The following is a 24,252-nucleotide window of genomic DNA, read 5'->3' as shown; positions in this document are numbered from 1 at the left end:
TCGGGGATAACTCTGACCACATAGCGAGATTGTGCTCCGTGCTCGCCGTTCGCGCGCAACAGGGGGTTTGGCTACTGGTCGGTAACTAGTCGCGATGCCGAGGTAAAGCCCGCTTTTTCGACCGACCCAGTAATGTCGCCCACATGGGTTCACATCCACTTGTCACCGAGTATCTGCGGCTGGGGCTGGCGTTCGATCGCCTCGAAGAGGGCTTCGTCGACGCGTTCACCGGCGACCCGCAGCTGCGCCGCGATGTCGAGAACGCGCCCGTGCCGCAGCCCGCCGAGCTGGCCCGACGCGCTGTCGACCTGCGCGCGGCCCTGCCCGATGCGGGGCTGTCGGCGCAGCGCACCGAATTCCTCGACGCGCACCTGGTGGCGATGGAGTGCTCCGCGCGCAAGTTCGCCGGCGAGCAGATCGGCTTCGTCGACGAGGTCCGCGCCTATTTCGACGTCGATATCGCGCCCGGCGACCCCGACGACTACCTCGAAGCGCACCGGCAGATGGACGAGGTGCTCGGCGGCGAGGGGCCGCTGGCCGAACGTGCCGCGGCCTACCGTCGCGGCGACGAGATCCCGCCGGAAAAGCTGGCGATCTGCGTGGAAGCGTTCTCCAGCGCGCTGCGCGAACGCGTGCGCGACCGGTACCCGCTGCCCGACCATGAGCACGTCAACTACGAGGTCGTGGGCGACAAGCCGTGGTCCGGTTTCAACTATTACCTCGGCAATTTCACGTCGACGGTCGCGATCAATTCCGATTTGAAACAGCACATGGGCAACTTGCCCGCGCTGATCGCGCACGAGTCCTACCCGGGCCATCACACCGAGCACTGCCGCAAGGAAGCCGGACTGGTCGCGGCGGGCGAGGACGAGCAGACGCTGTTCCTGGTCAACACCCCGCAGTGCCTGATGGCCGAAGGTCTGGCCGACCTGGCCCTGCAGTCGATCGTGGGACCGGGCTGGGGTCTGTGGGCGCAGGAAATCTACGCCGACCTGGGGCTTCGCTTCGATGGTGAACGCGCCGAACGGTATTCGACCGCGTCGGCGAAGTTGCTGAACGTGCGCCAGGACGTCGCGTTGCTGCTGCACGACCAGCATCGCAGCGAGGACGAAGCTGCTCTGTACCTGCAGCGATGGGTGCTGGCGACGCCGGAGCGGGCGCGGCAGATGTTGCGGTTCCTGTCGTCGCCGCTGTGGCGGGCCTACATCAGCACCTATGTCGAGGGATACCGCCTGTTGGGCGGGTGGCTCGACGGTGCCGTCGACGCGCAGGATCGCGTCGAGCGGTTCGGGCGACTGCTCGACGAACCGCTCACGCCGGGGGCGATCCGGCGGATGACTACTGGATGATCACGCAGCCGCCGGGGTTGAACAGCGAACAGATCAGGTAGTTGAGCTGCAGCAGCAGCGCTTCGATCGGGTTGGACGGTGCGATGGCGGGGGTCACGGGCATGACAGGTCCTTACGGTCGGGGATCAGGTGTAGATGACGCAATTCTGGCCGCCGGTCCAGGTGCAGATCAGCTGCTGAACCGCCATCCAGAACGCTTCCAGCGGTCCTACGGGTGCGAAGTTCATACCCGTGTCATCGGTGCCCGCGGGTCGCGCCGTTACGGTTTTCGCCCTGTTCGACGGCTATCGAACCTGGTCAGACGCATCAGTTCGCCGGTGTGAACTGGGTCTCTCCGGTGGCGTCCGCACCGGTGTTGCGCTATCCCCGTGCTGGGCGCGCGGTACCCGGCCCATAGACTTGCGGTCGTGACGCAGACGACCGCTTCGGTGAATACCCAGTCTCTCGGTGAGCTCGATCCCGAGTTGGCCGCCGCGATGGCGGGCGAGCTCGCCCGCGAACGCGACACCCTCGAGATGATCGCCTCGGAGAACTTCGTGCCGCGCGCGGTCCTGCAGGCGCAGGGCTCCGTGCTCACCAACAAGTACGCCGAGGGGTACCCGGGCCGCCGCTACTACGGTGGCTGCGAGGCCGTCGACGTGGTGGAGACCCTGGCTCGCGACCGGGCCAAGGAACTGTTCGGCGCCGAGTTCGCCAACGTGCAGCCGCATTCCGGCGCGCAGGCCAACGCCGCGGTGCTGATGGCGCTGATGGAGCCGGGCGAAACCCTGCTGGGCCTGGACCTCGCGCACGGCGGTCACCTCACCCACGGCATGCGCCTGAACTTCTCGGGCAAGCTCTACGACGTGCACTCCTACGGCGTGTCCAAGGAAGACCACCGCATCGACATGGACGAGGTGCGTGACATCGCACTGAAGGCCAAGCCGAAGGTGATCGTCGCCGGTTGGTCGGCCTACCCGCGTCACCAGGACTTCGCGCGATTCCGAGAGATCGCGGACGAGGTCGGCGCCTACCTGTGGGTCGACATGGCGCACTTCGCCGGCCTGGTCGCCGCCGGTCTGCACCCGTCGCCGGTGCCCTACGCCGACGTCGTGTCCTCCACCGTGCACAAGACTCTCGGCGGCCCCCGCTCCGGCCTGATCCTGGCCAAGCAGGAATTCGCCAAGAAGCTCAACTCCGCGGTGTTCCCCGGCCAGCAGGGCGGCCCGCTCATGCACGTGATCGCCGCCAAGGCCGCCGCGTTCAAGATCGCCGCCACCGACGAGTTCGCCGACCGCCAGGTCCGCACCCTGTCCGGCGCCCGCATCCTGGCCGAGCGTCTGCTCGGCGAGGACGTCAAGGCCAAGGGCGTGTCCGTGCTCACCGGCGGCACCGACGTCCACCTGGTCCTGGTCGACCTGCGCAACTCCGAACTCGACGGCCAGCAGGCCGAAGACCTGCTCCACGAGGTAGGCATCACCGTCAACCGCAACGCCGTCCCCTTCGACCCGCGCCCCCCAATGGTCACCTCCGGCCTGCGCATCGGCACCGCCGCCCTGGCCACCCGCGGCTTCGGCGACACCGAATTCACCGAGGTAGCCGACATCATCGCCGCCGCCCTGGCAGGCACCGCCGACACCGAGTCGTTGCGCGCCCGCGTCTCCCGCCTGGCCCAGAGCGTCCCGCTCTACCAGGGCCTGGAAGACTGGCGCCTGCTCGGCTGAGCCGAAAGTCTTTACCCGACAGCCCCGCTGATCATTCAGCGGGGCTGTCGTGTTCTCGGGTGACCCGTCGGGTGGTGGCTCTGCGTCGCCGCGACACAGGGTGGGGGGGTGTGATTGTCGGAACACACAAAGATTTGGCGAATTGCCTACGGGGCTACTGAAATACGGCATGGTCAGTGCGTATGGAATATCGGCGTGAGCTGGCGCGTGAGGTCGGCGCGGTGCACGCGTTCGAGTTGTTGTCCGAGGCCGAGGCCAAGGAGCTGCTCGAGCTGTTCCGTGAGGTGCGGTCGAACGAGGTGCGGGCGTTGAATCGGTCCATCGATGCCGCGATGACCGCGATGCCTGCTTCCCTGCGCACCGTCACGCGCAAGATGATCTTCGGGCGCTGACGCGATGATCGAAACCGAACTGGAAGCCCAGACCCAACTCGTCGTCCTCGCGCGCACTCTGCACGTGCCGCCGCAACATCTCGCACCGCTGGCTCGCCTCGGTGCGGTGCATCTTTCGGCGATGCACGAGCAGATCCTGCGATCGCTGCACGCCGAGCACGCGGAGACCTTCCGACGCGTCCGCCCGCTGGTGCCGATCTTTCCGGTCGGCCTCGGCGTCGCGCTGTTCGAGCGGGTGGTGCCGCCGGTGCTCGCGGCCCGGTTCCTCGGCGCGGTCGGCATCCACCATCCGCAGAAATGCGCGCAAGCGTTGTGCGCGGTCGATGCCATCTACGCGGCCGACGGTGCCCCGTTCCTCGACCCGAACGTCTTCGAACAGTTGATGCGCTACGGCAGACCCGAGCCGATCACGTTGATCATCAACGAACTGCTGCGCCGACGCGACTACGTGACCGCGGCCCGGTTCCTCTCGGTGGTGAACGAACCGCTGATCGCGGCGCTGGAACAGTCCGTGCTCGACGACGCGGGCCTGATCTTCACCGCCGCCTACTCCTACCCCGCCCACACGCTGAGCCAGATCGTGCGCCAACTGCTGAGCGGCCCCCGCCAACGCATTCCGGGGATGCTGCAAACCGTACTGGCCGGACCGCCCACCCTGCACCACGCGATGCTGGCCCTGTTCTGCAAGGTCGACCCCGCCGTCGCTGCCACCCTCGGCGACATCTTCTTCGGCCGCGGCACTGCCCACGAGGTCGGCCGATTCCTGCGCACCGCCGTCGACCGCAACGCGTCACCCGCCCTGCTCACCGTGATCGGCAGACTCAATCCTGTTGCCCTGTGGGCACTTTCGGTGAACCCACAGTTCGCCGACACCGGCATCCTCGGCGCGCTGGTCCGATCCCTCGACGGCAAAGACGAAGCCGACCCCTGGCGCGGCCTGTTCGCCCTGTCGGCCCGCCTGAGCGAACCGGCCCGCCGCCACATCGCCGCCACCCTCGCCGAACTCGACGAAGCCTCGGTGGCAGCCCTGCCCGCCCACGCCACCGACGCCACCTACTGGCCGGCCCTGCTGCAACTGCTCGCCGAATCAGAACCCGCGGCCCAATCCCGCGTCGCCGAGATCTGGTCCCGCCTCACCCCCGAATGGCAAGCGGGCATCGAACGCCACATCCGCGAAAACCGCTACGACACCCGCCTGAGCCGCATCACCGAAGCGCTCACCACGGTCACCCCGGAAGAAGTGTTCTTCCGTCGTCGCCAGCAGATCCGTCAACGGGGAGAAGACCACTTCGCGTCGTGGTGACAGCCGCCACAGCCGCTCGCTACCTTCTCGAGTCCGTGATGAAATCGCGATTCATGTCGAGTAGCACATGGTCTGCGGTAAGGAGTTGGAGCCCTTCGCAGTTGGCTTGAGCAACGATCAACCGGTCGAATGGGTCGTGCTTGGCCAGTTCCGGGAACTCGCGCAGGCCCTCAGCATGCTCACCGGTGACGTCGAGAACGCTCAGGCCCTGAGTGGTCAGCAACTCGGTGAACGCAGGCGGAATGCTGAGTTTGCCCAGCATCGACTTGATTGTCAGCTCCCACACCGACGCCGCGGAGACATAGACCTCCGCGGTGGTGGAAATCGACTGACGAGCGGCGGCTCCCAGTCGAGGATTGCCATCGAGCGTCCACAGTGCGGTTTGGCTGTCAAGCAGAAGCATCGGCGTCGTCTCCGTAGAACATCCGCTGAATGTCCGCGTCGACATCGAACGCCGCGTCGTCGTAGGTGAGTTGGCCACGCAGGCCGCCGATGGTAACCGGGGCGCTTCGATGCGGCACAAGGTCGGCGATGGGATGACCTGCCTTGGAGATCACGATCCGCTCGCCCTTGGACACCCGCTCGAGCAGCCTCGACAGGTGCGTCTTCGCTTCGTGGATGTTAACCGTCGTCATTCCTCGGATTCTACCGGACTTAGTTCAACTTAGTCTATGCAAGCAGGGGCTCGCGGACTCAGCGCCACGAATCGATGACGTCGGTCGCGTCCCAGCTCGCGTGGATCGAGCTGGAATCCCAGCCGGGCGATCAGACTCAGGTCGACATCGGTCGCCAGCTTCCAACGAAACGACGCGTCGGCGAGGTCGACGGCGTACACGGCCCGCGATATCGACTGGACCACGCGTCCGTGGCCGAACCGTGGACAAGGTGCTGCCGCGATCGCCGTGAACAGGGCTTCTGTGGAAAACTTCCGCGATTGTGGATAACGCTCAGTTCACCAAGGGGTGCAGAGCCTGACCGACCCGGTCGACCACGCCGGGCTCGTGACCGTTGGCGATCATGTTCACGATGATCCCGTCGACCCCGAGGTCGAGCACTCTGGTTTGGATCTGTTCGGCGACTTCGTCTGGGGTGCCGGCGAATTGGCGGTCGGCGACGGTTGCGCGGCGTTCGGCTTCGGTCAGGGTCGAGAGGTCGATTCCGAGACGGGACAGGCTGTCGGACTGCATCTTTCGGGCCCGATCGCCGTCCTCGTCGACAATCACCAGGGCGAGGAAGCTGGTGTCGAGGGTGGCAGGGTCGCGGCCCGCCTCATCGCAACGTTGGTGCAGCGCATCGAGTTTGCGCGGCAGCTCGGAAGCGTTGCAGATGATGTTGAGGTGATCGGCGAACCGAGCGGCCATCCCGAAAGTCTTCTTCTCGCCACCGCCGCCCAGCAGAATCGGCAGGTCGTCGCGGACGCGCGGCTCGTTCATCGCGTTCTCGGTGCGATACCACTGACCGTCGAAGGTGGACCGCTGCCCGCGCAGCATCGGCGTGATGATCTGCAACGCCTCGTCCAGGCGCTCGAACCGCTCGGTGAACGTCCCGAACTCGAACCCGTACTGCCGATGCTCCAACTCGAACCACCCCGCCCCGATCCCGAGCACCGCCCGCCCACCACTGACCACATCGAGCGTGGTCACGGTCTTGGCCAGCAGCGCCGGATTCCGGTACGTATTCCCAGTCACCAAGGCGGACAACTGAATTCGCTCAGTTGCCGTAGCCAAGCCGGATAATGCCGAGTAAGCCTCGAGCATCGGCTCCTCGGGCGCCCCGATCAACGGCAGCTGATAGAAGTGATCCATCACGAAAGCAGCATCGAACCCCGCCGCCTCCGCCTCCCTGACCTGCGCGATCACCGCGGGGAACAGCTCCCGCACCGACGAGGTGTTGCCGAAATTGGGCATCTGATAACCGAGGCGAATGCTCATGTCATCGACGATAGGACCTGGAGTGCACTCCAAGTCAAGAGTGGCGATCGCCTCGACGAGACGGGGTACTCACCCACGGTGAGCCCCGAGCCTATCCTCGCTCGTGGTTGTCGATGATGCCGTCGCGGACGATGCTGTGGCATTCGTCGGCGGTGAGTGGTCGATCGAAGTCGAGCACGGGGATCTCCATTGGTGCATGGGCAGAGGAGGTCGTGCTGTGATGGGGATTTGCTAAGGCGGCATCCATGTCGGAGCGGCGTACGGCGGGCAGCGTGTATCGCTGCGGCCTTTCCGGTACCGGACTGTTGCCGACGACCAGTAACGGCTTGATCAATCCGATCATCCATACCCCGAGTAACCAGCGGAATCGCGGATAGCGACCGGTGTCGCGGTCGACGATCACCAGGTCGAACATCAGTTTGCCCACGGTGGTGTGGGAAAACGTTTGCAGCACAACGCGATCGAGAAACGACACGACGAGGAAGGCGGCGAACGCGACTCGGGGGTCTACCGGTGGCAGATCGACCGTGCGTGTGGGAGCTGTCATGGTCTCGATAGCGAGTGCGATTCCGGCGGCGAGGGTCAGGTGAATTGCGACGTCGGTCAGGTAGGCCAGCCAGCGGCGGAGCTTTCGCGGTGTCGGGTACCGGGTGTCGCCGAATCCGCCGAAGTCGGGTGGGGGCTCGACAGTGGGAGAGCCCGGCGGCGGCACCATTCTCAGGTGGCCGTCGACCCGCTTCGCGGTGTATCCGTTTGCGGCGACAGTTGGAGATTCATCGGGCTGTGGTCCGTGTTCGTCGCTCGAAGTCGTCGTTCCGCGATCGTTCGTGGAAGTTTCGTTGTGTGCGGTCATCGGTGTCCTCCGTGCGTGTGATCTCGCGGGCGGTCTTTCTGCCGGCGGAGCTGATGCCCAGCAGTTGTTCATCTGCTGCCATCGGTCCGAGGCTGTACGGCGAGGTCGCGACGCCGTACAGCTGGCAGGAAGTAGCGCTCCGGGCGATCGGGGCCTGCGCCGCCGCCCGGGAAGCACCCCGATCATCGCACCCGCGTTGGCGCGCAGCGCATTTCAGTCTTGCCGTGCTATCGCCCGCTGGGCAGCGGGATTGCTGATGAAGACGATGCCGGGCGATCGATGTATGTGCCGCGACATCGAGCAGGTAGGCGAGTATGCGCCTGAGCGTGCAGGGCGAGGGGAATCTGTCATCGTCGAGGCCACCGAAAGAGTTGACCTTCTGGGTGCCCCTTCGGTGGTCGCATCATGAGACCGAGACCGGTCCGCACGAGTGTGAAGCAGTTTGCGGCGGTGCGGACCATCATCGTGTCGAAGGCCCGATGACGCCGTCGCCGACAGCATCCAGGACCGTTGCGGGGCTTGATTGATCAGGATCGGGTGGGGGCGTTGTGTCGGTCGGCGGAGGCTGGGCGCTCGGAGCTCCGGCTTCCACGTCGCGACGGCGGACGGCCGGGAGCATGTACCGTTCCGGGCGCTCGGGGCCGACACCGTCCAGAGCCATGAGGGCGAACGGGAGCTGAATTGCCAAGAGCCCACTGACGAGCCACGAAGCGAGCAGCCAGCGCATTCGTGGATAGCGGCCGGTGTCTCGGTCGATGATGACCAGGCCGAATATGGCCTTTCCGATGGTCGTGTGTGTGATCGCCTGAAGGAGGACGCGGTCGATGAACGAGGCGAGCAGCGAGAAGCCGATCACCGCGGCCCCATTGATGTGCAGGCGGTCCCATTCCCCGTGCACCACCGCGAATTGGGTTGCGGGGGAGCTGACGAAAAACATGCCGAGGCCGATCGTCACGTGGATGGCGATATCGAGCAGGTAGGCGAGTGTGCGGCGAAGTCTTCGTGGGGAAGGAAATCTTTCGTCCTCCACTCCGCCGAAGAGTGGGACCTGTGGGGCAGATAAAGTCATCTGTGTTATGACATGGTCCGGGATTTAATGCGCATTGTCGAAAGAGTGCCAACGTTCTACCGAAGACATTGTTCCGAGCTCCGCTCGAAGTTCAGGATTCGCAACATAAAAGTCGAGGAATCTGTAAAGGGTTATGCTGTCGACGGCTAGTCTTGGGCATTCTACGACGATCCAACCGGGGTGCGACATCTTGTTCTTGTTCCACGGTCGGCTCGGATTGTCGGAAACTTTGTAAAACGGACGGTTGTAGCGGTGGATCCATTGCGCTGAGCTGAGTCCGACAATGTTGAGCAACCGCTGCAGGGGTTGTAGATTGAACGACGCATGGAGTCTATTGACGTCGGCCCAGTAGAGGGTGGTCTGTGAGCTCCAACCGTGATGGACGATCGAATCAGCAGACAGGACCAACTTCTCGGGCCGTAGCTCACCGGTGGCAGCAAGAACTAGCGGAATGACTAACACTGACCCGAGAGCCGCGAATATGATAAAGAGCGGCCAGTGTACGCCCTCTTCAGAGGTCGCGAATCCGTATGAAGCGAGCAGGAATATCATCGCGAAGCACAGATACATGGCTTGAGGTAGCCAGAAGTATAACTTGGATCCGGGCACAATCAGCAGGGACTGTTCACCTTCTTTTGCGATACGTACTGGGCGTTTGAAAAACGGTCCGGATTGAGGTCGAAGCGCAAGTGCGAGCGCGAGCGCCATGCTGATCCCGAAGAGGATGACATATTTTGAAGCGCTGACAGCAGTGGGATCTCCGCTACGAAGCATGGAGACGCTGATCCCTGTAGTGAGGATCGTGAGCAGTGATATGGCGAAGATCGAGAGTATGCGGCGGCGTGCGAAACCTCTAGGTTGAATAAACCACGGGTCTACTATCGCTCGATTCTCAGAATATTGCATTCCAGCCTTTCGAGACCACGCCGCCAATAGCATCTCCGGCACTGTCCAGCGCACTCAGTCCACCGTCCACAGCGCCGCCGACGCTGAGCCCTTCGGTGTACATCGAGTCCACCGCTCCTGAGGTGAAAATGCCCGCACCCATACCCGCGCCCGCGCCGATGATGGCGCCAGCTGCAGCTCCCACGACCGTCCCTGGCCCCGGTACGATTGATCCGACTGCGGCGCCGATGGCGACCGAGGCGGCGAATCCGGCGACGCCGGAAACGACCGCCTGCTCGACGGGCTTACCGTTGGCGATATCGTAGCCGATTCCTGCTACGGCCAGCGCGCCGCCTACCTTGAATCCGAGTGACTTGCCGGTGGCTTTCGCCTTGTCGGCATCATCCAATGCTTTTGCCGCATTTTGCATCTGCTCCCGCGACCAATCAACGTCGCGGTAGATCGTCTGTGCGGGTGACCCCGTGGCATTTTTGGCTTCGATCAGCGCCTTCAGTGCATCGCTGGAAGCTAGTGCGGCAGTCGATCGCAGCATCGAGGAGTTCATCATGGCGCGTGCGGCCGCTCCGGCGCCGACTAAGTCGCCGACAACGAGGAACCATTTGTCCTGAATGTCGTTCATCATGTTCTTGAACGTGTTTCCCCAGAAGGTCTCCCGTTTTCGCACGCCGTCAGCGGCTTGGGTTGCGTTATTGAACGCTGCGATTTTATCGGGATCATCACCACCGGGTTGTTCGATAACCTGCTCTCGCACAGTGAGTCCGGCGGCGCCGGCCTGTTGGCGAATCGTCGACATGTCGGTCTGGGCGAGCCGGACATCGTTGGCCAGGTTGTCGAAGTGGGTCGCATACGATCGAACATCGTCGGCGAAGGTATCGGTCTTCGTGTATGCGCCGCGAATTTTGGTGGCGAACGCATCACCGGACTCACCGTCCCAGCCCGACTCCGCAAGCATACGAACCGCGTTGAGGTCAGTGGCGGATATGTCCAACTGGCTGGCCAACGTATCCCGCAGCCAGCTGGCCACGGCGTGGATACTGTTCGGATCTCCGTCGATCTTGGTATTCAGGGCCATGATTTACACGACCTTCCAATTTTCGCGGAGGATCGCATCTGCGGTCGTGTCGTCCTGCTCTTTATATTTGGTTGCGGCTTCGGTGACTGCGTTGCCGCTCGCCCCCATCCCGAGAACGAGGTTCCCCGCGCTCTCCAAGAGCACGGACAGGATCGCCAAGACGGACGGCGTCACGACCCCGGCATCGACAGAAGCCGGGGTCTTATCGCTCGTCGCGTCCAACTCTGTACTCGATTTGACAAGTGTTTTCGAAATCGTAGCGAGGGAGTTTTGGTCGATGTACAGCTCTGCCATGTCAGGTTCGCAGCCTGTTCTCTTCGGGAATCTCGAGGTCGAGGAATAGCAGCTCGAAGGGCTGTGCCAGTTGGAGGGCATCCAGCGCGGCTGTCGGGGTCCACATCCACGGCTGATCGGAACCGCAGCACTGGTATAGGCGATCCAATGCCGAGTATGCCAGGCACGCAACACGGCCGTCCTTGGTCTGTCGGAGCATGATCTGAGCGTCTTCGACCCGCTGAACCTCCGCCAGCACAGGCAAATAGACCACGGGTGGGAATCCCGTTGGAAGCGGCGTGGCCCGAGGATTGCCGGTCGCTTCGGCGCCGACAGAACCGGAATTGGTGGTTACATCGGATTGCAGGTCTGCCGCCCGTTTGACGATCGCGTCGATTTCGCTCTGACAGGTGTTGACCGCGGCAACGGCGGAAGTCAGTTCGGATGCCGCTCGGTCCAGCCGCGCCTGTGCCGCAGCCAACTGGGTCGAGGTGGCAAATCGTTCGTTGGCGAGACCGAAATCGGGGTTCGACTTGGCGCGCTGGAGGACTTCTACGGCTCGAGCATGGTTTGCGCGGGCCGCGGCTGCCTCAGAATCGAGAGTTCGAGCGGTTTCGTGTGCCGCAGCCAAGGCGGTGTGCCAGTTCTGTACTAGGCGAGCCGAATTCTCCAGGGAGGTCCGCGCGTGTTCGAGATCGCGCGTGAGAGCGGTATCGAACCGGGTGCGGGCGGTGCTGCGTTCCTGGCCGAGGTGAACGTTGTTGCTGCTGGGATGAATTCGGGCGAGGAAGGTGTTGGTTTCGGCTACTGCAGTTGCCGCGGCTTTGACCATTGTGTCGAGTGTTGCAACGTCCACGGCGTTGCCATGGACGGGGTTGAAGCCAAGATTCGGGTATAGGTTCTCGGTCACTTCCAGTGTTCTCCCCGGTTGATTACTTACTGGTTGGCATTGAGGTCAGGACATCGCAGCAGCTACTTGGTTGGAAGCGAGGCTTCGACGGTGCGGGCGGCTTCGTCGATGTGGTCGCAGCCGACCCAGTCGGTGAAGGCGGCCGAGCTGGAGACGCTGACCTCGATCGTCTGATCGGGACCTGGCATCACGATGTTGCACGCTTCGGCCGCGCGTGAGCTGTGAAAAAGTGCTTCCTTGCCATTCACTGTGGTCGGCCTGGCGCCCTCGTAGTTTCGGGCGCGCATCTCATCGAAGGTGATATTGGTTGATGAAATGGTGAGGTAGCCGACGTCGAGCTGTTGGCCGCGGATGTCTTCTTTCCGCGAGAACTTGCAGCCGATGAAGGCGTAGTCGTCGAAAACGAAATCGGTTCTTTTTCTGGTTGCTGGGTCGAATCCCAGGGCTGCCGGAACTGCATCGCCTATTCGGGTGCAGGGGTCGAACGCGACGGGCTTTCGCGAACCGGGCGGTTGTGATGGTGCGGAAGCGACCGGCGCCGCGATCGAGATCGCAGGCCCAGTGGAGGTAGACGAACCGTTCGGATCCTGGGTAGGTTCCGGAGAGCAGCCGGCGAGCATCCAGACACCGAGGACTGCGGTGGTCATCGCTGTGCATAGGCGCATCATCGGGCCTGACCTCCGATTGCGCTCTCCAACAGTGCGATTCTTCGCTGGTTGAGCGTGTCGGCCTCGGAAATTTTGTTGGCTGCGCAGAGCAGGCCTTCTTGCATCTGCATCGCGGCGTCGACCAATTGCGTGAGGACGTCGATTCCGTCAGCAGCCTTCTGAGCGAAGCCCTGCTGCAGTTCGAGTCCAGAAGGAAACCCTCCGAATCCTCCAGCCTTTTGCGCATCATAGAAATCCTGGCGAAGGCCGAGAAGGTCTTGAATCATCGTGTCGTACAACGAGACAACCGCCATGACCGCCGTTTCATCGAAGCTGAATTCCCCGGCCCGCGCGGACTGGGTGAACGACGAGATCTCTTCTCGGCCGTAGTCGATTTCGATGCTCATCGTTCATCCTGTCGTTTCGGCTTGGAGTGGAAGTAGCCGCGTTTGCTGAGTTCGCGGGTGAGGATCGTGGAGTCGGCGGGGGTGACGGTGGTGTCGTTGTCGTTGACGTCGATGAGGTAGCGGCCGCCGGCGAATTGGCCTGGGGGGATGTCTATCCAGCTCAGGTATTGGGTGGGGCGGTGGGTGCCGGGGTCGCGTTCGATGACGAAATAGCCTTCGGCGCTGCGGGGCAGGCGCATGAGTTTGCGGATGCGTTCGTCGACGGGGAGGCGGCCTTGGGCGTCGCGGGTCCAGTGGGTTTGTTGTTCTTCGCCGCGGACTCGCGGGGTGTAGCCGAGCATCGGGCCTGCGCCGCCGGGGTCGGCTTTGGGCAGGATGGCGGCCAGGTGGGCGGGGACCAGTGCTCGGGAGACCAGGGCTAGGCGGATGTCGCTGCCGCCGTCGGGGGTGATGCGTTGTGCGGCAACGACACCGAGGCCGTCCAGGGCTGCACCGTGGCTGCGGATCTCGGTGGTGCCGATGGTGCTGACGCTGGCCACTCGGGTGTCGGCGTTGGACATGATGGTGAAGACCGCGGACAGGCCTTGGTCGCCGCCTCGGGGGAAGCGTTCGCTCAGGACTGTTCGTAGTTTGTCGGCGGCGTCCGCGGTGGTGGGGGTGGTGCGGACCGCTAGGGGGTCGGGGTGGTCGTAGGCGTCGTCGAAGCGGGTTTCTCGGCGCCAGACCCAGTCGAATTCGTCGCTGGTCAGGGTCCAGGTGGGGGTCATCGGTCAGTGCGCTCGTTTCCGGCGGGAGCGGGCTCCGTCGTGCCGTGTTCGGCGAGTAGTGCCGCGACTTCGGGTGGCAGGGTTGGTGCGGTGGGTTCGATCGCTGACCTGCTGGGTGTGGAAGTTATTGGGGTGCTTTCGGTTTCGACAGGCTGGTCGAGCAGTGATGCGACCGGAGGCGCGGCAATGGGTGCTGCGGTGGTGGTCGGGGTTGGTTCGCTCGGCTCGAGGTCGGCGCCGATGACTCCGGCGAGAACGTGTGTGGTGTCGAACAATTCGGGCTGCACGCGGCGTAGGTAGTCGGGGGAGCCGTGTTCGGAATCGTCGTCGCCGGGCTTGCGGCCTGCGCCTGCCCCTGCGCCCGGCATCATGCCCATGCCGGGTCCGCCTACGCGCGAACCCGCGGACGGCCCGCCTTGGGCGAGAGCTGCTCCCACACCGGGTGATTGGGGCTGACCCGGCACCGCCGCGCCCGGGGAGCCGAGACCGCCGGGTGAACCGCCGCTGCCCAGCGGCGAACCCGTGCCGCCCGATGGGGAGCCGCCGCCGAGCGGGGAGCCTGCACCTGCCGGGTTCGAGCCAGCGGGCACGGTTGATGCCGGAACCGTGCTCGCTGGGGACGTGCCGTCGGCGTCCGTCGGCGTCTTGCTCGGACTCTCCGGGGCTGACGAATCGCCGTCGTCCGACTTGGGTGATGCCGGGCTGCTCGGCTCTTCGGCGACGGGAGTCTCTGGTGCCGTTGGTGTTTCAGCGGTCGGACTGCCCGCCGATGGTGACCCCGCGCCCGGCGAACCACCGCCCGGCGACCCACCTCCGGAACCGTCCGGTCCGCCACCGGACCCTGGTCCGCCGGGCACCACCGAGTAGGACGGCACACCGGACCCGGTCGGCGGGATGGTCGGGGTGTAGATCCGGTTCATGGTCGCCTGCGCGTCCAGCTCCGCTTGCCGCTGCGCCTGCCGGTCGACCGTCGCCACCGCAGGGTTGGTGAGGCCGGGAATGACCTGGATGTAGTGGTCGTCGGGTTTGGCCGCGACGATCTGCGCGGTCGGTGCCTGCACGGCCATCCGGATCGCCTCCACGGCGGGTCCGACGATGTCGAGGCGAGTTTTCATCGCCTCGCACACCTGGGCCATCTGCTGGATCGAGGTGTTGAGCGCGGCGATCCCGGCGCGCGCGGAATCACCGCTGGCGCCGGCCCATTCCCCATGTGCCAGTAGCGCATTGGCCTTGGTCTGGTGCGTGGTCGCGATCCGGGTGAGCTCGGTGTCGATGGTGTTCCAGGTTTCGCGCAGGGTGTTGATGGTGGTGATGCTCATGCCACCCTGGCCGTTCTTGCCGTGGACGCCGTCGTAGATCTGCTGGTGGGAGAGGCCGTCGAACTGGTCGACGGTCTTCACATAGTCGGGATCGGTCCCCGCGAGCTTGTCGCGCAGCGCCTGGTCGATCGACTGCGTGCGCGTCAGCGCGTCGATGACCTTCTGGTTGTTCGGAAACACCGCGGTCAGCGCCGCCGGGTCGAGATTGATGAACGGAAATAGCGGATTGGATGGCGGATTGTCACCGGTCATTTCGTGCCCCTCCCACAGGTGATTCGGAGGCGTTCGCGGCGACCGCAGATCGCCCCCACGCCCCACCAGCAGGCCATCTATAGATGGCATCGGCCAGTCGCGCACATAATGCCATCTATAGATGGTCGACGCGAGAGCGATCCCTCGGAAACCTCATGGAGATGTCCGAATCCGCCGTCGAGAAGCAGCTCATGGCGATTTTGGGGCAGCACCTGGCGACTCTGCGCGAGGCCAGCGGCCTCACTCAGGAGGCGGTGGCGGAGGCCGCGGGCATCAGTCGCAACTACTACCAACTGCTCGAGAACGGCATGGGCAATCGCAAGACGAAGAAGCCGCCGAACCCGCGGTTCTCGACGCTGATCGGGCTGAGCACGGCCCTGAACACGACGGTGCCCGACCTAGTCGATGTGATGTTCGGACGAAGCGCGAGCTGATGCACTCAGGCCGTTGGCCCTGGTAGGTCAGGGCCGTAGCGCATCTCCCGCTACGTGGGGCTGGCCGGGTTCGAGAACCCCTCGGAGCCCCTGTCGTAGCCGTCCCGGATCTCGCGGACGGCATCGGCGCTGGAAATAGTCGAGTGGCCGGTAATCCCGAGCCTGCCCTGTGTCTGTTTCAGGTCGGCGTTCCACTGGGCGATGGCGCGACGCTGCAGCTCCCGCTGGACATCCGCCGCCATGAGGTCCCGAACGTACTCCGACACCGACTTGTGCTCAGCGTTGGCCTTCTCCGCGATGATGGCGGCGACGTCATCGGGAACATCGCGAACCCGGACGGTTGCCATGGTCGGGCCTCCCGGTGAGGGTTGGTTGCTGTTAACCCATCGGTCGCACCTTGAGGTTCGTCGGCGGATCTACAGCACGAGGTCGGTCAGTTGGTCCCAATCCAGGTTGATTCGGATGGGTAGTTCGACGGCGAATGCCGTGCCGGGCTTCAAGATTCGGGCGAGGCGATAGTGGCCGACGCCGTGGTCGAGGGCGTAGGTCTCGATGGAGCTGACATCGGTGTCGGTGATGCTGACCAGCCAGTACCAGGGGATGCCCGCCGCCGCGTATTCGCTCATTTTTTCGAGCCGGTCGGTCTTCACATGGCTCGGTGAGATGACCTCGACGGCGATTTTCAGATGGCGGGCGGGCACCGGTCGAACCTCGGACGGCACACAGTCGAACAGTGCGACATCCGGGCGTCGGATGGTGGCTCGAGGTATCTCCCAGAGCACCACGTCGAAATCCTGGTTGGTATCGAGGCAGGACGACGGGTCCTCGGACATGTAGTCCTTGGCTGCGGCTTCGAACATCGCGAGCAGGCGATGGACGGCTTTCTGGTGCGCCCGCGTCGGCGACTCGCACCGCACAGCGTCGCCGTTGACGACCTCGACCAGGCGACAGAACTCCTCGGGGAGTTCGCGCCAGATGTCGACGGTGATCGGCTCGGGCTGAACATTGTCCGGCCGCGCCCAATCGAAGATCGCTGACATGACTGGAGTCTATCGTCTGTGGCCGTGAACTGGGCTTCAGTTCACGTGGGGTGCGGTTTCGATCAGTGTCGGGTAGTCGAGCAGGTCGATGTCGTTGGCGGCCTTGTCGCCGTACTTCATCATCACGGTGAACAGGCGGGAGCCGAGGAACCAGTTGCGGAGTTTGATGCCTCGGGGGGTTTTGGGGGCCAGGAAGGGGCCGGTGTTGCTGTTGCCCGCTATTTTGGCGTAACGCTTCATGATTCGGTTGTAGTGGTCGTATGCCGTCACGTGATCGTCTGTGGCGGAGGCTAGTTCGCCTGCCAGGACGTAGGCGCCGACGATGGCGAGGCCGGTTCCGAAGCCTGCCAGGGTGTTTCCGTAGGCGGCGTCGCCGATGAGGGCGGTGCGGCCTCGGGTGTAGGTGCCGTTCATGCGGACCTGGCTGAGCGAGTCGAGGTGGATGTCGTCGAAATCGGCCAGGTCGGTGAGCATTCGGGGGGTGTGCCAGCCCATGTCGGTGAAGGTTTCGGTGATGATCCGGCGTTGGGCGGCGGGGTCGTTGCGGGGGTAGTCGAGTTCGGGGGAGGCGAACAGGTACATCTGGGGGGCTTTGGGGCCGCCGTCGACGGCGAGTTTGCCGGGGGTGTTGTGGGCGTGGCCGGTTGCTTTGTCGGTGGTCGCGTCGCTCACGCGGGTGCCTGCGACGCAGTAGTAGTAGCCCAGGTGGGCGACGTAGTCGGATTCGGGGCCGAAGGCCAATTTCCTTACGCGGGAATGGATGCCGTCGGCGCCGAGGACGAGGTCGAAGGTGCGCGGTGGACTGTTCTCGAATCGCACAGCCACCGCGTCACCGGTGTCGTGCAGGTCGGTGATGGTGTCGCCGAAGACGTATTCGACTGTGTCGGCGGTCTTTTCGTACATGATCTCGGCCAGGTCGCCGCGCAGGATCTCCAGGTCGCCGCCGGTGAATTCGCCGGACATGACGGCGAGTTCGTGGCCGCTGTCGTCGACGAAGACCAGGTCGGTGGTGCCGGTGCGGCGGGCGCGGACGTCGTCGAGGATGCCCATGCGTTCGAGCACCGTGAGGTGGGTCTCGCCCTTGAAGTCCACAGCCTGGCCGCCTGCGCGCAACGCGGGGGCGCGCTCGACGACGGTGACAGCGAAGCCGTAGCGGTGCAGCCAGTAGGCGAGGGCGGTGCCCGCGACGCCGGCGCCGGAGATGAGAACAGTGCGCATGAGGAGCTCCTGACGAGGAACCGGGAATCTGTGTCCGGTGGATACAAATTAGCGTATGGTAGACACAGTTTCCCGTCAAGGGGTTTTCAGAGAGGATGGGCAGATGCCGCCGCCGACCACCGTCGAGCTGCTGTGGGGAACCGCGCAGCGTCCCAAGCGTGGGCCCAAGCCCGCGCTCACCCTCGACGGGATCGTCGCCGAGGCCATCGTGCTCGCCGATGCCGAAGGGCTGACCGCGCTGTCGATGCAGCGGTTGGCGCAGCGGCTGGGCTTCACCAAGATGTCGCTGTACCGGTATGTGCCGGGCAAGGAACAGTTGACCGCGCTGATGCTCGATGCCGCGATGGGGGAGCCGCCGGATATCGGTGGGGGACAGCGGAATTGGCGGGTCGCGCTGCGTGCCTGGGTCGAAGCGATTTTCGACCGCTACCGCACGCACCCGTGGGCGATCGAACTCACCCTCGGAGTGCGCCCCTTCGGCCCGAACGAGATGGGATGGACCGAGGCGGCGCTGGCCGCTCAGGCGGGAACGGGACTGTCCGGCTCGGAGAAACTCGACGCGATCGTGCTGCTCAACGGTCACGCCCGCAACCTGGCTCAGCAGGTCGCGTCGATGACCGACGGTGGTGAGCAGCAGTTCACCGAGATGATGGTCGCCGCCGCCGACCGGTATCCGCAGGTCCGTGCCGCTTTCGCCGAGGAGGCCGTGGCACCGGCGGGGAAGGGCGGGCCCGACGACGCCCTTCGGTTCGGTGTCGACCGCATCCTCGACGGACTGGCCGTGCTGATCGACCAGCGAAGCTGACCCTGGTCTCACGGCGATCAGCGCCCTAGGCTCGACGCATGAGCGATGAACAGCCCGCCGTCATCACCGTGCGCGAATTCTTCGGCGCGCTCGAACTCGGCGTGGTCGACGAGGCGGTCGAGCTACTGGACCCCGCGATCGTCTGGAAGAACACGTCGCTGCCCACCGTGCGCGGCAAGAACCGGGTCGCCAAGTTGTTGCGCGGACTGAATCGCCCCAAGCTCGGGTTCTCCGCCGACATGCACCACATCGCGGCCGACGGCGATATCGTGCTCACCGATCGCACCGACTATCTGCACGTGGGTCCGGTGCGGATCGGCTTCTGGGTGACCGGCACCTTCGAACTGCGCGACGGGCGAATCGTGTTGTGGGACGACCACTTCAGCAAGGGCAATGTTCTGCGCGGCACCGTAGTCGGCGTCGTGAAGGCGATTACCGGCCGCTGAATTACTGGTGCTTGCGCAGGTAGTCCAGGTAGGTGGGGCGCAGCACGTCGGCGAGCTTGCCGTCGCCGGCGTGGATGTAGTCGTCCAGCATCGGTAACACGTACTTGATGTCGGCCGAGCTCTCGCCCAGATCGCCCGCTTCGGCCTGGGCCGCGGGGATCGACTTGAGCAGTTCCCACAGGAATTTCACGTCGCCGTGGCGCACGGCTGTTTTCACCGCGCGGTCGTGCAGTTCCTTCGACGACAGCTCGTTCAGATCCTGGTCATCGGCCATGTCTGCATGGTAGCCGTCGTTAACGACAAATTCACGACACACCTGTGCCGGTCCGGCAGCGCGGGCACGAATTGGGCGGTAGCGTCGGAGATGCGAGTCGCGTCGGTGTGATTCGTACGGGAGGTCCTGACCGTGACTGAGCTACTCAGTGCGAGAGGGCCGGCACCTGGCCCTCGGGGCGGTTGACGTCAACATCAACCCCCACCAGGACCGGCCGGTCCAGCGAGATCGTTCGCGCGGGTGCCGTGCGAACACCTAAGGAGCCCACCGTGACTGCTACACGCTCCGTTTCCGCTTCCGCGAAGCACACGGCCCCTACCTCCGAGAAAGCCGCGAAAACCACGTTCGTCGTCGACACTTCTGTCCTGCTGTCCGATCCCTGGGCCGTGACCCGGTTCGGTGAACACAGGGTGGTCCTACCTCTGGTCGTGATCAGTGAGTTGGAGGCAAAACGGCACCACCACGAGCTCGGTTGGTTCGCCCGCGAAGCGCTGCGCATGCTCGATGACCTGCGGGTCAAGCACGGCAGGCTCGATCAGGCGCTGCCGATCGGCACCGAAGGCGGCACCCTGCAGGTCGAGCTCAACCACACTGATTCGTCGGTGCTGCCGGCCGGATTCCGGTCCGACACCAACGATTCCCGCATTCTGGCCTGCGCGCTGAACTTCTCGGCCGAGGGCGCGGATGTGGTGTTGGTGTCCAAGGACATTCCGCTGCGGGTGAAGGCCAGCGCGGTCGGTTTGGCCGCGGACGAATACCACGCGCAGGACGTGGTGACGTCGGGCTGGAGCGGCATGGTCGAACTCGACGTGACCGGCTCGCAGATCGACCAGCTCTACACCGATTCGGTGATAGACCTGGATCAGGCACGAGAGTTGCCGTGCCACACCGGCGTTCGTCTGCTGGGCAGCAGCTCCAGCGCACTGGGTCGGGTCACCGCCGACAAGCGGATCCAATTGGTGCGCGAGCGTGAGGCTTTCGGGTTGCACGGGCGTTCGGCCGAACAGCGGATCGCGTTGGACCTGCTGTTGGACGAGAGCATCGGCATCGTGTCGATGGGTGGGCGCGCGGGTACCGGAAAGTCGGCGCTGGCGTTGACCGCCGGGCTCGAGGCGGTACTGGAACGGCGCACCCAGCGCAAGGTGGTCGTGTTCCGGCCGCTGTACGCGGTGGGCGGGCAGGAGCTGGGCTATCTGCCGGGTTCGGAGAGCGAGAAGATGGGCCCGTGGGCTCAGGCTGTCTTCGACACGCTCGACGGGCTGGCCAGCCGTGAGGTGCTCGAGGAGGTGCTCAGTCGCGACATGCTCGAAGTGTTGCCGCTGACCCACATTCGCGGCCGGTCGCTGCACGATTCGTTCGTGATCGTGGACGAGGCGCAGTCGCTGGAACGCAACGTGTTGCTCACCGTGTTGAGCCGCCTTGGCACGGGGTCGCGGGTGGTGCTCACCCACGACGTCGCCCAGCGCGACAACCTGCGCGTGGGCAGGCACGACGGAGTGGCCGCAGTGATCGAAAAGCTCAAGGGCCACCCGCTTTTCGCGCATATCACCCTCACTCGTAGTGAGCGTTCGCCGATCGCGGCGTTGGTCACCGAGATGCTCGAGGAGTACGGTCCCAACGCGTAGATCACCCGGCAATCGGGCCGCGTCTAGGCCCGAATCCGTTTGATTACCGCGAACAGTGGGTATTATCCGCGACGACACCAATCCAGCAACGGCTCGGCGAACATCGTTTTGCCGGGCCGTTGCGGATGTCGGCCAGGCTCCATGTCGGGGTACGCCCCCGGGGGCCACTCGCGAGAGGATGGATATGAACCACTTCGCTCGACGTACTGCTGCCGGGAGCGCCGCGGTCCTGGCTGCGGCGGGTCTGCTGTTCGCTGCCGGCTGCAGCGAGGAGAACAAGGACAAGGCCAAGGACGCCGTCGCCTCGGTGACGTCGGCGGTGGGTGCACCGGGTGGCACCTCCACCACTGAGCCCGGTGGCATGACTACCACCCCGGGTTCGGAAACCACGTCCGGTTCGGAAACCACGTCCGGTTCGGCCACCACCAGCGGGGCGGCCGGTGAGTCGACTTCGGTCTCCACCCCCAACGGCGACATCACGATCTCCGGCGAAATCTACAAGAAGTACAAGGCGGCAGGCGGCGCGAGCAGCCCGCTCGGCGCTCCCGAGGAAGCCCAGGAGTCCGGCCCCGACGGCGGCGAGTACCAGGACTTCACCGGCGGCACCATCTACTGGAGCAAGGACTCCGGCGCCCACATCGTCTGGGGCGCCATCCGCGAGGCGTGGGAGGAGAACGGCGGCGCCAACGGCACGCTGGGCTACCCGACCAGCGACGAGAAGGACATCACCGGCGGCAAGCAGAGCGACTTCACCGGTGGCACCATCACCTGGGTCAACGGCGTCACCACCGTGACACCCAAGTAAGCAGCAGTACCTGCGCGCGGGGGCCCGGTTACCCCGTAGGTCCCCGCGCTTGCGGCCCAGGTACTAGGTTGTCTGGGTGCAGAAAACTTTGACCGATCGTGAGTTGCTGGATTCGCTGGCCGACGTGGTGGAAACCAACCTGCGTCGGCACATCGAGGTGGCCGACGCCTGGCAGCCGCACGAGCAGGTGCCGTGGTCGGACGGGCGCAACTTCGCCTTCCTGGGCGGCGAGGACTGGACCCCTGAACAGTCCGAGCTCAGCGACACCGCGCGGCTGGCGCTGACCGTGAGCGTGCTGGTCGCGGACAATCTGCCGTCGTACCACCGTGAGCTCGGCAAGCACCTGCGCACCGGTTCCTGGTGGCGCTGGGTCGGCCGGTGGACCGCCGAGGAGAACCGCCACGAGATCATGATCCGCAACTACCTCATGCTCACGCGTGCGGTGGACCCGGTCGCGCTCGAGCGGGCCCGGATGCAGCACATGACCGACGGGTTCAATCGTCCCGCGATGCACCTGATCGACGTGCTGGCCACCTGCGCGTTCGAAGAGCTCGCGGCCGCGGTTCGGCATCGCAACACCGCCGCGCTGGGCGAGAACCCGACCGTCACCGCGATGGCCGAGAAGCTGGCCGCCGACGACGAGCTGCAGGCGGAGTTTTTCGCCGCGCTCGTGGGCGAAGCCCTTGACCTGGTTCCCGATCAGGCCGTGCGGGCCATCGCCGACCGGATCGCGGACTTCCGGGTGCCGCACGTGGACCTGCCCGGTGGCGGTTCCAGTGACGAGGCGCTGGCCGCGGCCGGCATCTACGATCGCGCGAACGAGGCCGAGTTGGTGTTCAAGCCGCTGCTGCAGCGCTGGAACATCTTCTCCCGCACCGATTTCAGCGAAGAGGGCGAGAAGACTCGCGCGGAACTCGCGCACCTGGCCTGATATTCGACCCGCGAACGGCCGTCACCTTCGAAAGAGGTGGCGGCCGTTGCGCGTTCAGCGGTCGACGTCGGCCATGGCCAGGACATCGAGCTTGGCGTCGAGTTCCTCGAGGGAGAGCTTGCTGGGCACCAGGCCGCGATCGATGACGGTTTGACGGATCGTCTTCTTTTCGCGCAGAGCCTGTTTGGCGACGGCGGCGGCTTCCTCGTAGCCGATCGCGGAGTTGAGCGGGGTGACGATCGACGGTGACGATTCGGCCAGGGTGCGCAGGTGGTCCTCGTTGGCGACCAGGCCGCTGATGCATTTGTCGGCGAACAGGCGAGAAACGTTGGCCAGCAGGCGAATCGATTCGAGCAGGTTGCGGGCCATCACGGGGATGTAGACGTTGAGTTCGAACGCGCCACTCGCGCCGCCGAACGCGATCGCGGCGTCATTGCCGACTACCTGCACCGCCACCTGCGTAACTGCTTCGGGCAGAACGGGATTGACCTTGCCGGGCATGATCGAGCTGCCCGGCTGCAAGTCCGGTAGCTGTAATTCGCCGAGGCCAGTTAGCGGGCCCGAGCCCATCCAGCGGATGTCGTTGGCGATCTTGGTCAGGCTCACCGCGATGGTGCGCAGCGCGCCGGAGGCTTCGACGAGACCGTCGCGCGCGGCCTGGGCTTCGAAGTGGTCGCGGGCTTCCCGCAAAGCGTCGATTCCGGTGGTGCGCACCAGTTCTGCCACGACCTTCGCGCCGAAACCGGCGGGCGCGTTCATGCCGGTGCCCACCGCGGTGCCGCCGATCGGCAGCTCGCCCAGACGCGGCAGGGTGGCCAGCGCGCGTTCGATGCCCGCGGTGATCTGGCGGGTGTAGCCGCCGAACTCCTGACCCAGCGTCACCGGCACCGCGTCCATCAGGTGGGTGCGTCCGGACTTCACCACGGTGCGCCACTGCTGCGACTTGTCCTGTAGGGCCAGGCGCAGATGCTCGAGGGCGGGAACGAGTTCGGTGATCACGGCCTCGGTGGCGGCCAGATGCGTCGCGGTGGGGAAGGTGTCGTTGGACGACTGCGACATGTTCACGTCGTCGTTGGGGTGCACGGTCACGCCGTTGCGGGCGGCGATCGACGCGATCACCTCGTTGGCGTTCATGTTGGAGCTGGTGCCCGAGCCGGTCTGGAACACGTCGATGGGGAACTGGTCGTCGTGGCGGCCGTCGGCGATCTCACCGGCCGCGGCGATGATCGCGTCGGCCTTCACCGGGTCGAGCAGGCCCAGATCCCTGTTGACCTGCGCGCACGCGGCTTTCAGCAAGCCCAGCGCACGGATCTGCGCGCGTTCGAGGCCGCGTCCGCTGATCGGGAAGTTGTCCACCGCGCGTTGCGTCTGCGCCCGCCACAGGGCGTCGACAGGGACGCGAACCTCCCCCATGGTGTCGTGCTCGATCCGGTACTGCCCGTCGTCGTCAGCCATAGTTCGACACTAGGACGAGATCGCCGCCGATGGGGGGCCACACACCCGCGCGAAATCCCACAGCCG

The 24,252-nt window shown here is 64.8% G+C and carries 29 protein-coding genes; 11 read left to right on the top strand and 18 right to left on the bottom strand.

The window, feature by feature from the left end; translation table 11 throughout:
* Window positions 1-143: 143 nt before the first annotated feature.
* The 4 genes from ACFWU5_RS19415 (at window position 144) to ACFWU5_RS19400 (ending at window position 4,747) form a co-directional block, all read left to right on the top strand.
* The gene (locus ACFWU5_RS19415) at window positions 144-1,349 is read left to right on the top strand and encodes a DUF885 domain-containing protein (protein ID WP_379239947.1); all 1,206 of its coding nucleotides are present in this window, start codon (window positions 144-146) and stop codon (window positions 1,347-1,349) included.
* A gap of 407 nt (window positions 1,350-1,756) precedes the next feature.
* Window positions 1,757-3,052 carry a serine hydroxymethyltransferase gene (gene glyA, locus ACFWU5_RS19410; protein WP_379239948.1) on the top strand — a complete coding sequence of 432 codons (1,296 nt, stop codon included), beginning with the start codon at window positions 1,757-1,759 and terminating at the stop codon, window positions 3,050-3,052.
* Window positions 3,053-3,234: 182 nt separating this feature from the next.
* A complete protein-coding gene (locus ACFWU5_RS19405; RefSeq protein WP_379239950.1) occupies window positions 3,235-3,444 on the top strand; it encodes a hypothetical protein in 210 nt (69 codons plus the stop codon).
* Window positions 3,445-3,448: 4 nt separating this feature from the next.
* Window positions 3,449-4,747 (top strand): hypothetical protein, encoded by a 1,299-nt coding sequence (locus tag ACFWU5_RS19400; RefSeq protein ID WP_379239951.1) that lies wholly within the window; start codon window positions 3,449-3,451, stop codon window positions 4,745-4,747.
* 19 nt (window positions 4,748-4,766) lie between these two features.
* On the opposite strand, the gene ACFWU5_RS19395 is transcribed toward ACFWU5_RS19400, so the two are convergent.
* The 9 genes from ACFWU5_RS19395 to ACFWU5_RS19355 all read right to left on the bottom strand — a co-directional run bounded on the left by ACFWU5_RS19395 (window position 4,767) and on the right by ACFWU5_RS19355 (window position 11,332).
* Complete coding sequence (locus tag ACFWU5_RS19395) at window positions 4,767-5,150, bottom strand: type II toxin-antitoxin system VapC family toxin (RefSeq protein ID WP_379239952.1); 384 nt, start codon at window positions 5,148-5,150, stop codon at window positions 4,767-4,769.
* Window positions 5,137-5,382, bottom strand: coding sequence for a type II toxin-antitoxin system Phd/YefM family antitoxin (locus ACFWU5_RS19390; protein ID WP_379239953.1), 246 nt, complete (start codon window positions 5,380-5,382; stop codon window positions 5,137-5,139). The genes ACFWU5_RS19395 and ACFWU5_RS19390 overlap by 14 nt, the downstream gene beginning before the upstream one ends.
* Window positions 5,383-5,694: 312 nt before the next feature.
* Window positions 5,695-6,678, bottom strand: a complete 984-nt coding sequence (locus ACFWU5_RS19385) for an LLM class F420-dependent oxidoreductase (protein ID WP_379268165.1) — start codon at window positions 6,676-6,678, stop codon at window positions 5,695-5,697.
* A gap of 91 nt (window positions 6,679-6,769) precedes the next feature.
* On the bottom strand, window positions 6,770-7,153 hold the full coding sequence (locus tag ACFWU5_RS19380; protein ID WP_379268164.1) for a hypothetical protein: 384 nt from the start codon (window positions 7,151-7,153) through the stop codon (window positions 6,770-6,772).
* A gap of 838 nt (window positions 7,154-7,991) precedes the next feature.
* Window positions 7,992-8,600, bottom strand: a complete 609-nt coding sequence (locus ACFWU5_RS19375) for an RDD family protein (protein WP_379268163.1) — start codon at window positions 8,598-8,600, stop codon at window positions 7,992-7,994.
* Between the two features lie 24 nt (window positions 8,601-8,624).
* Window positions 8,625-9,506 carry a hypothetical protein gene (locus ACFWU5_RS19370; protein WP_379268162.1) on the bottom strand — a complete coding sequence of 294 codons (882 nt, stop codon included), beginning with the start codon at window positions 9,504-9,506 and terminating at the stop codon, window positions 8,625-8,627.
* Window positions 9,493-10,578, bottom strand: coding sequence for a hypothetical protein (locus ACFWU5_RS19365; RefSeq protein ID WP_379268161.1), 1,086 nt, complete (start codon window positions 10,576-10,578; stop codon window positions 9,493-9,495). Before ACFWU5_RS19365 ends, ACFWU5_RS19370 begins: the two co-directional genes overlap by 14 nt.
* 3 nt (window positions 10,579-10,581) lie before the next feature.
* Window positions 10,582-10,872 carry a hypothetical protein gene (locus ACFWU5_RS19360; RefSeq protein ID WP_379268160.1) on the bottom strand — a complete coding sequence of 97 codons (291 nt, stop codon included), beginning with the start codon at window positions 10,870-10,872 and terminating at the stop codon, window positions 10,582-10,584.
* 1 nt (window position 10,873) lies between these two features.
* Complete coding sequence (locus ACFWU5_RS19355) at window positions 10,874-11,332, bottom strand: SAV_915 family protein (RefSeq protein ID WP_379268159.1); 459 nt, start codon at window positions 11,330-11,332, stop codon at window positions 10,874-10,876.
* A 204-nt stretch (window positions 11,333-11,536) separates the two neighbouring features.
* Between ACFWU5_RS19355 and ACFWU5_RS19350 the strand changes: the two genes are divergently transcribed.
* Window positions 11,537-11,749 (top strand): hypothetical protein, encoded by a 213-nt coding sequence (locus ACFWU5_RS19350; RefSeq protein ID WP_379268158.1) that lies wholly within the window; start codon window positions 11,537-11,539, stop codon window positions 11,747-11,749.
* 74 nt (window positions 11,750-11,823) lie between these two features.
* Here the strand turns inward: ACFWU5_RS19350 and ACFWU5_RS19345 are convergent, their stop codons facing one another.
* The 4 genes from ACFWU5_RS19345 to ACFWU5_RS19330 are packed head-to-tail and all read right to left on the bottom strand — an operon-like array spanning window position 11,824 to window position 15,153.
* A complete protein-coding gene (locus ACFWU5_RS19345; protein WP_379268157.1) occupies window positions 11,824-12,408 on the bottom strand; it encodes a DUF3558 domain-containing protein in 585 nt (194 codons plus the stop codon).
* Window positions 12,409-12,425: 17 nt separating this feature from the next.
* On the bottom strand, window positions 12,426-12,815 hold the full coding sequence (locus ACFWU5_RS19340) for a hypothetical protein (protein ID WP_379268156.1): 390 nt from the start codon (window positions 12,813-12,815) through the stop codon (window positions 12,426-12,428).
* Entirely contained in the window at window positions 12,812-13,582 is a 771-nt protein-coding gene (locus ACFWU5_RS19335) for an ESX secretion-associated protein EspG (RefSeq protein ID WP_379268155.1), read from the bottom strand. Before ACFWU5_RS19335 ends, ACFWU5_RS19340 begins: the two co-directional genes overlap by 4 nt.
* The gene (locus tag ACFWU5_RS19330; RefSeq protein WP_379268154.1) at window positions 13,579-15,153 is read right to left on the bottom strand and encodes a hypothetical protein; all 1,575 of its coding nucleotides are present in this window, start codon (window positions 15,151-15,153) and stop codon (window positions 13,579-13,581) included. Before ACFWU5_RS19330 ends, ACFWU5_RS19335 begins: the two co-directional genes overlap by 4 nt.
* 161 nt (window positions 15,154-15,314) lie before the next feature.
* Here ACFWU5_RS19330 and ACFWU5_RS19325 point away from each other — a divergent pair, with 161 nt between their 5' ends.
* Entirely contained in the window at window positions 15,315-15,587 is a 273-nt protein-coding gene (locus ACFWU5_RS19325; protein WP_379268153.1) for a helix-turn-helix domain-containing protein, read from the top strand.
* A gap of 50 nt (window positions 15,588-15,637) precedes the next feature.
* Here ACFWU5_RS19325 and ACFWU5_RS19320 read toward each other — a convergent pair whose 3' ends face one another.
* The 3 genes from ACFWU5_RS19320 to ACFWU5_RS19310 all read right to left on the bottom strand — a co-directional run bounded on the left by ACFWU5_RS19320 (window position 15,638) and on the right by ACFWU5_RS19310 (window position 17,845).
* Window positions 15,638-15,934 (bottom strand): hypothetical protein, encoded by a 297-nt coding sequence (locus ACFWU5_RS19320; RefSeq protein WP_379268152.1) that lies wholly within the window; start codon window positions 15,932-15,934, stop codon window positions 15,638-15,640.
* A gap of 69 nt (window positions 15,935-16,003) precedes the next feature.
* A complete protein-coding gene (locus tag ACFWU5_RS19315; RefSeq protein WP_379268151.1) occupies window positions 16,004-16,627 on the bottom strand; it encodes a Uma2 family endonuclease in 624 nt (207 codons plus the stop codon).
* 36 nt (window positions 16,628-16,663) lie between these two features.
* Window positions 16,664-17,845: an FAD-dependent monooxygenase gene (locus tag ACFWU5_RS19310; protein ID WP_379268150.1), complete on the bottom strand. Its 1,182-nt coding sequence runs from the start codon at window positions 17,843-17,845 to the stop codon at window positions 16,664-16,666.
* Window positions 17,846-17,948: 103 nt separating this feature from the next.
* Between ACFWU5_RS19310 and ACFWU5_RS19305 the strand changes: the two genes are divergently transcribed.
* Window positions 17,949-18,650, top strand: a complete 702-nt coding sequence (locus ACFWU5_RS19305) for a TetR/AcrR family transcriptional regulator (protein ID WP_379268149.1) — start codon at window positions 17,949-17,951, stop codon at window positions 18,648-18,650.
* A gap of 38 nt (window positions 18,651-18,688) precedes the next feature.
* On the top strand, window positions 18,689-19,096 hold the full coding sequence (locus tag ACFWU5_RS19300) for a limonene-1,2-epoxide hydrolase family protein (protein WP_379268148.1): 408 nt from the start codon (window positions 18,689-18,691) through the stop codon (window positions 19,094-19,096).
* 1 nt (window position 19,097) lies between these two features.
* On the opposite strand, the gene ACFWU5_RS19295 is transcribed toward ACFWU5_RS19300, so the two are convergent.
* Window positions 19,098-19,370: a hypothetical protein gene (locus ACFWU5_RS19295; RefSeq protein ID WP_379239972.1), complete on the bottom strand. Its 273-nt coding sequence runs from the start codon at window positions 19,368-19,370 to the stop codon at window positions 19,098-19,100.
* Between the two features lie 269 nt (window positions 19,371-19,639).
* Here ACFWU5_RS19295 and ACFWU5_RS19290 point away from each other — a divergent pair, with 269 nt between their 5' ends.
* The 3 genes from ACFWU5_RS19290 (at window position 19,640) to ACFWU5_RS19280 (ending at window position 22,731) form a co-directional block, all read left to right on the top strand.
* Entirely contained in the window at window positions 19,640-20,995 is a 1,356-nt protein-coding gene (locus ACFWU5_RS19290; RefSeq protein WP_379239973.1) for a PhoH family protein, read from the top strand.
* A 184-nt stretch (window positions 20,996-21,179) separates the two neighbouring features.
* Window positions 21,180-21,800, top strand: coding sequence for an LGFP repeat-containing protein (locus ACFWU5_RS19285; RefSeq protein WP_379268147.1), 621 nt, complete (start codon window positions 21,180-21,182; stop codon window positions 21,798-21,800).
* Window positions 21,801-21,876: 76 nt separating this feature from the next.
* Window positions 21,877-22,731 carry an acyl-ACP desaturase gene (locus tag ACFWU5_RS19280; RefSeq protein WP_379239975.1) on the top strand — a complete coding sequence of 285 codons (855 nt, stop codon included), beginning with the start codon at window positions 21,877-21,879 and terminating at the stop codon, window positions 22,729-22,731.
* Between the two features lie 54 nt (window positions 22,732-22,785).
* On the opposite strand, the gene ACFWU5_RS19275 is transcribed toward ACFWU5_RS19280, so the two are convergent.
* On the bottom strand, window positions 22,786-24,186 hold the full coding sequence (locus ACFWU5_RS19275) for a class II fumarate hydratase (RefSeq protein ID WP_379239976.1): 1,401 nt from the start codon (window positions 24,184-24,186) through the stop codon (window positions 22,786-22,788).
* Window positions 24,187-24,252: the final 66 nt, after the last annotated feature.

It is taken from the genome of Nocardia sp. NPDC058640 (assembly GCF_042716995.1).
In the GTDB taxonomy this organism is placed as follows: domain Bacteria; phylum Actinomycetota; class Actinomycetes; order Mycobacteriales; family Mycobacteriaceae; genus Nocardia.
This window is presented reverse-complemented; position numbering and strand designations above follow the sequence as displayed.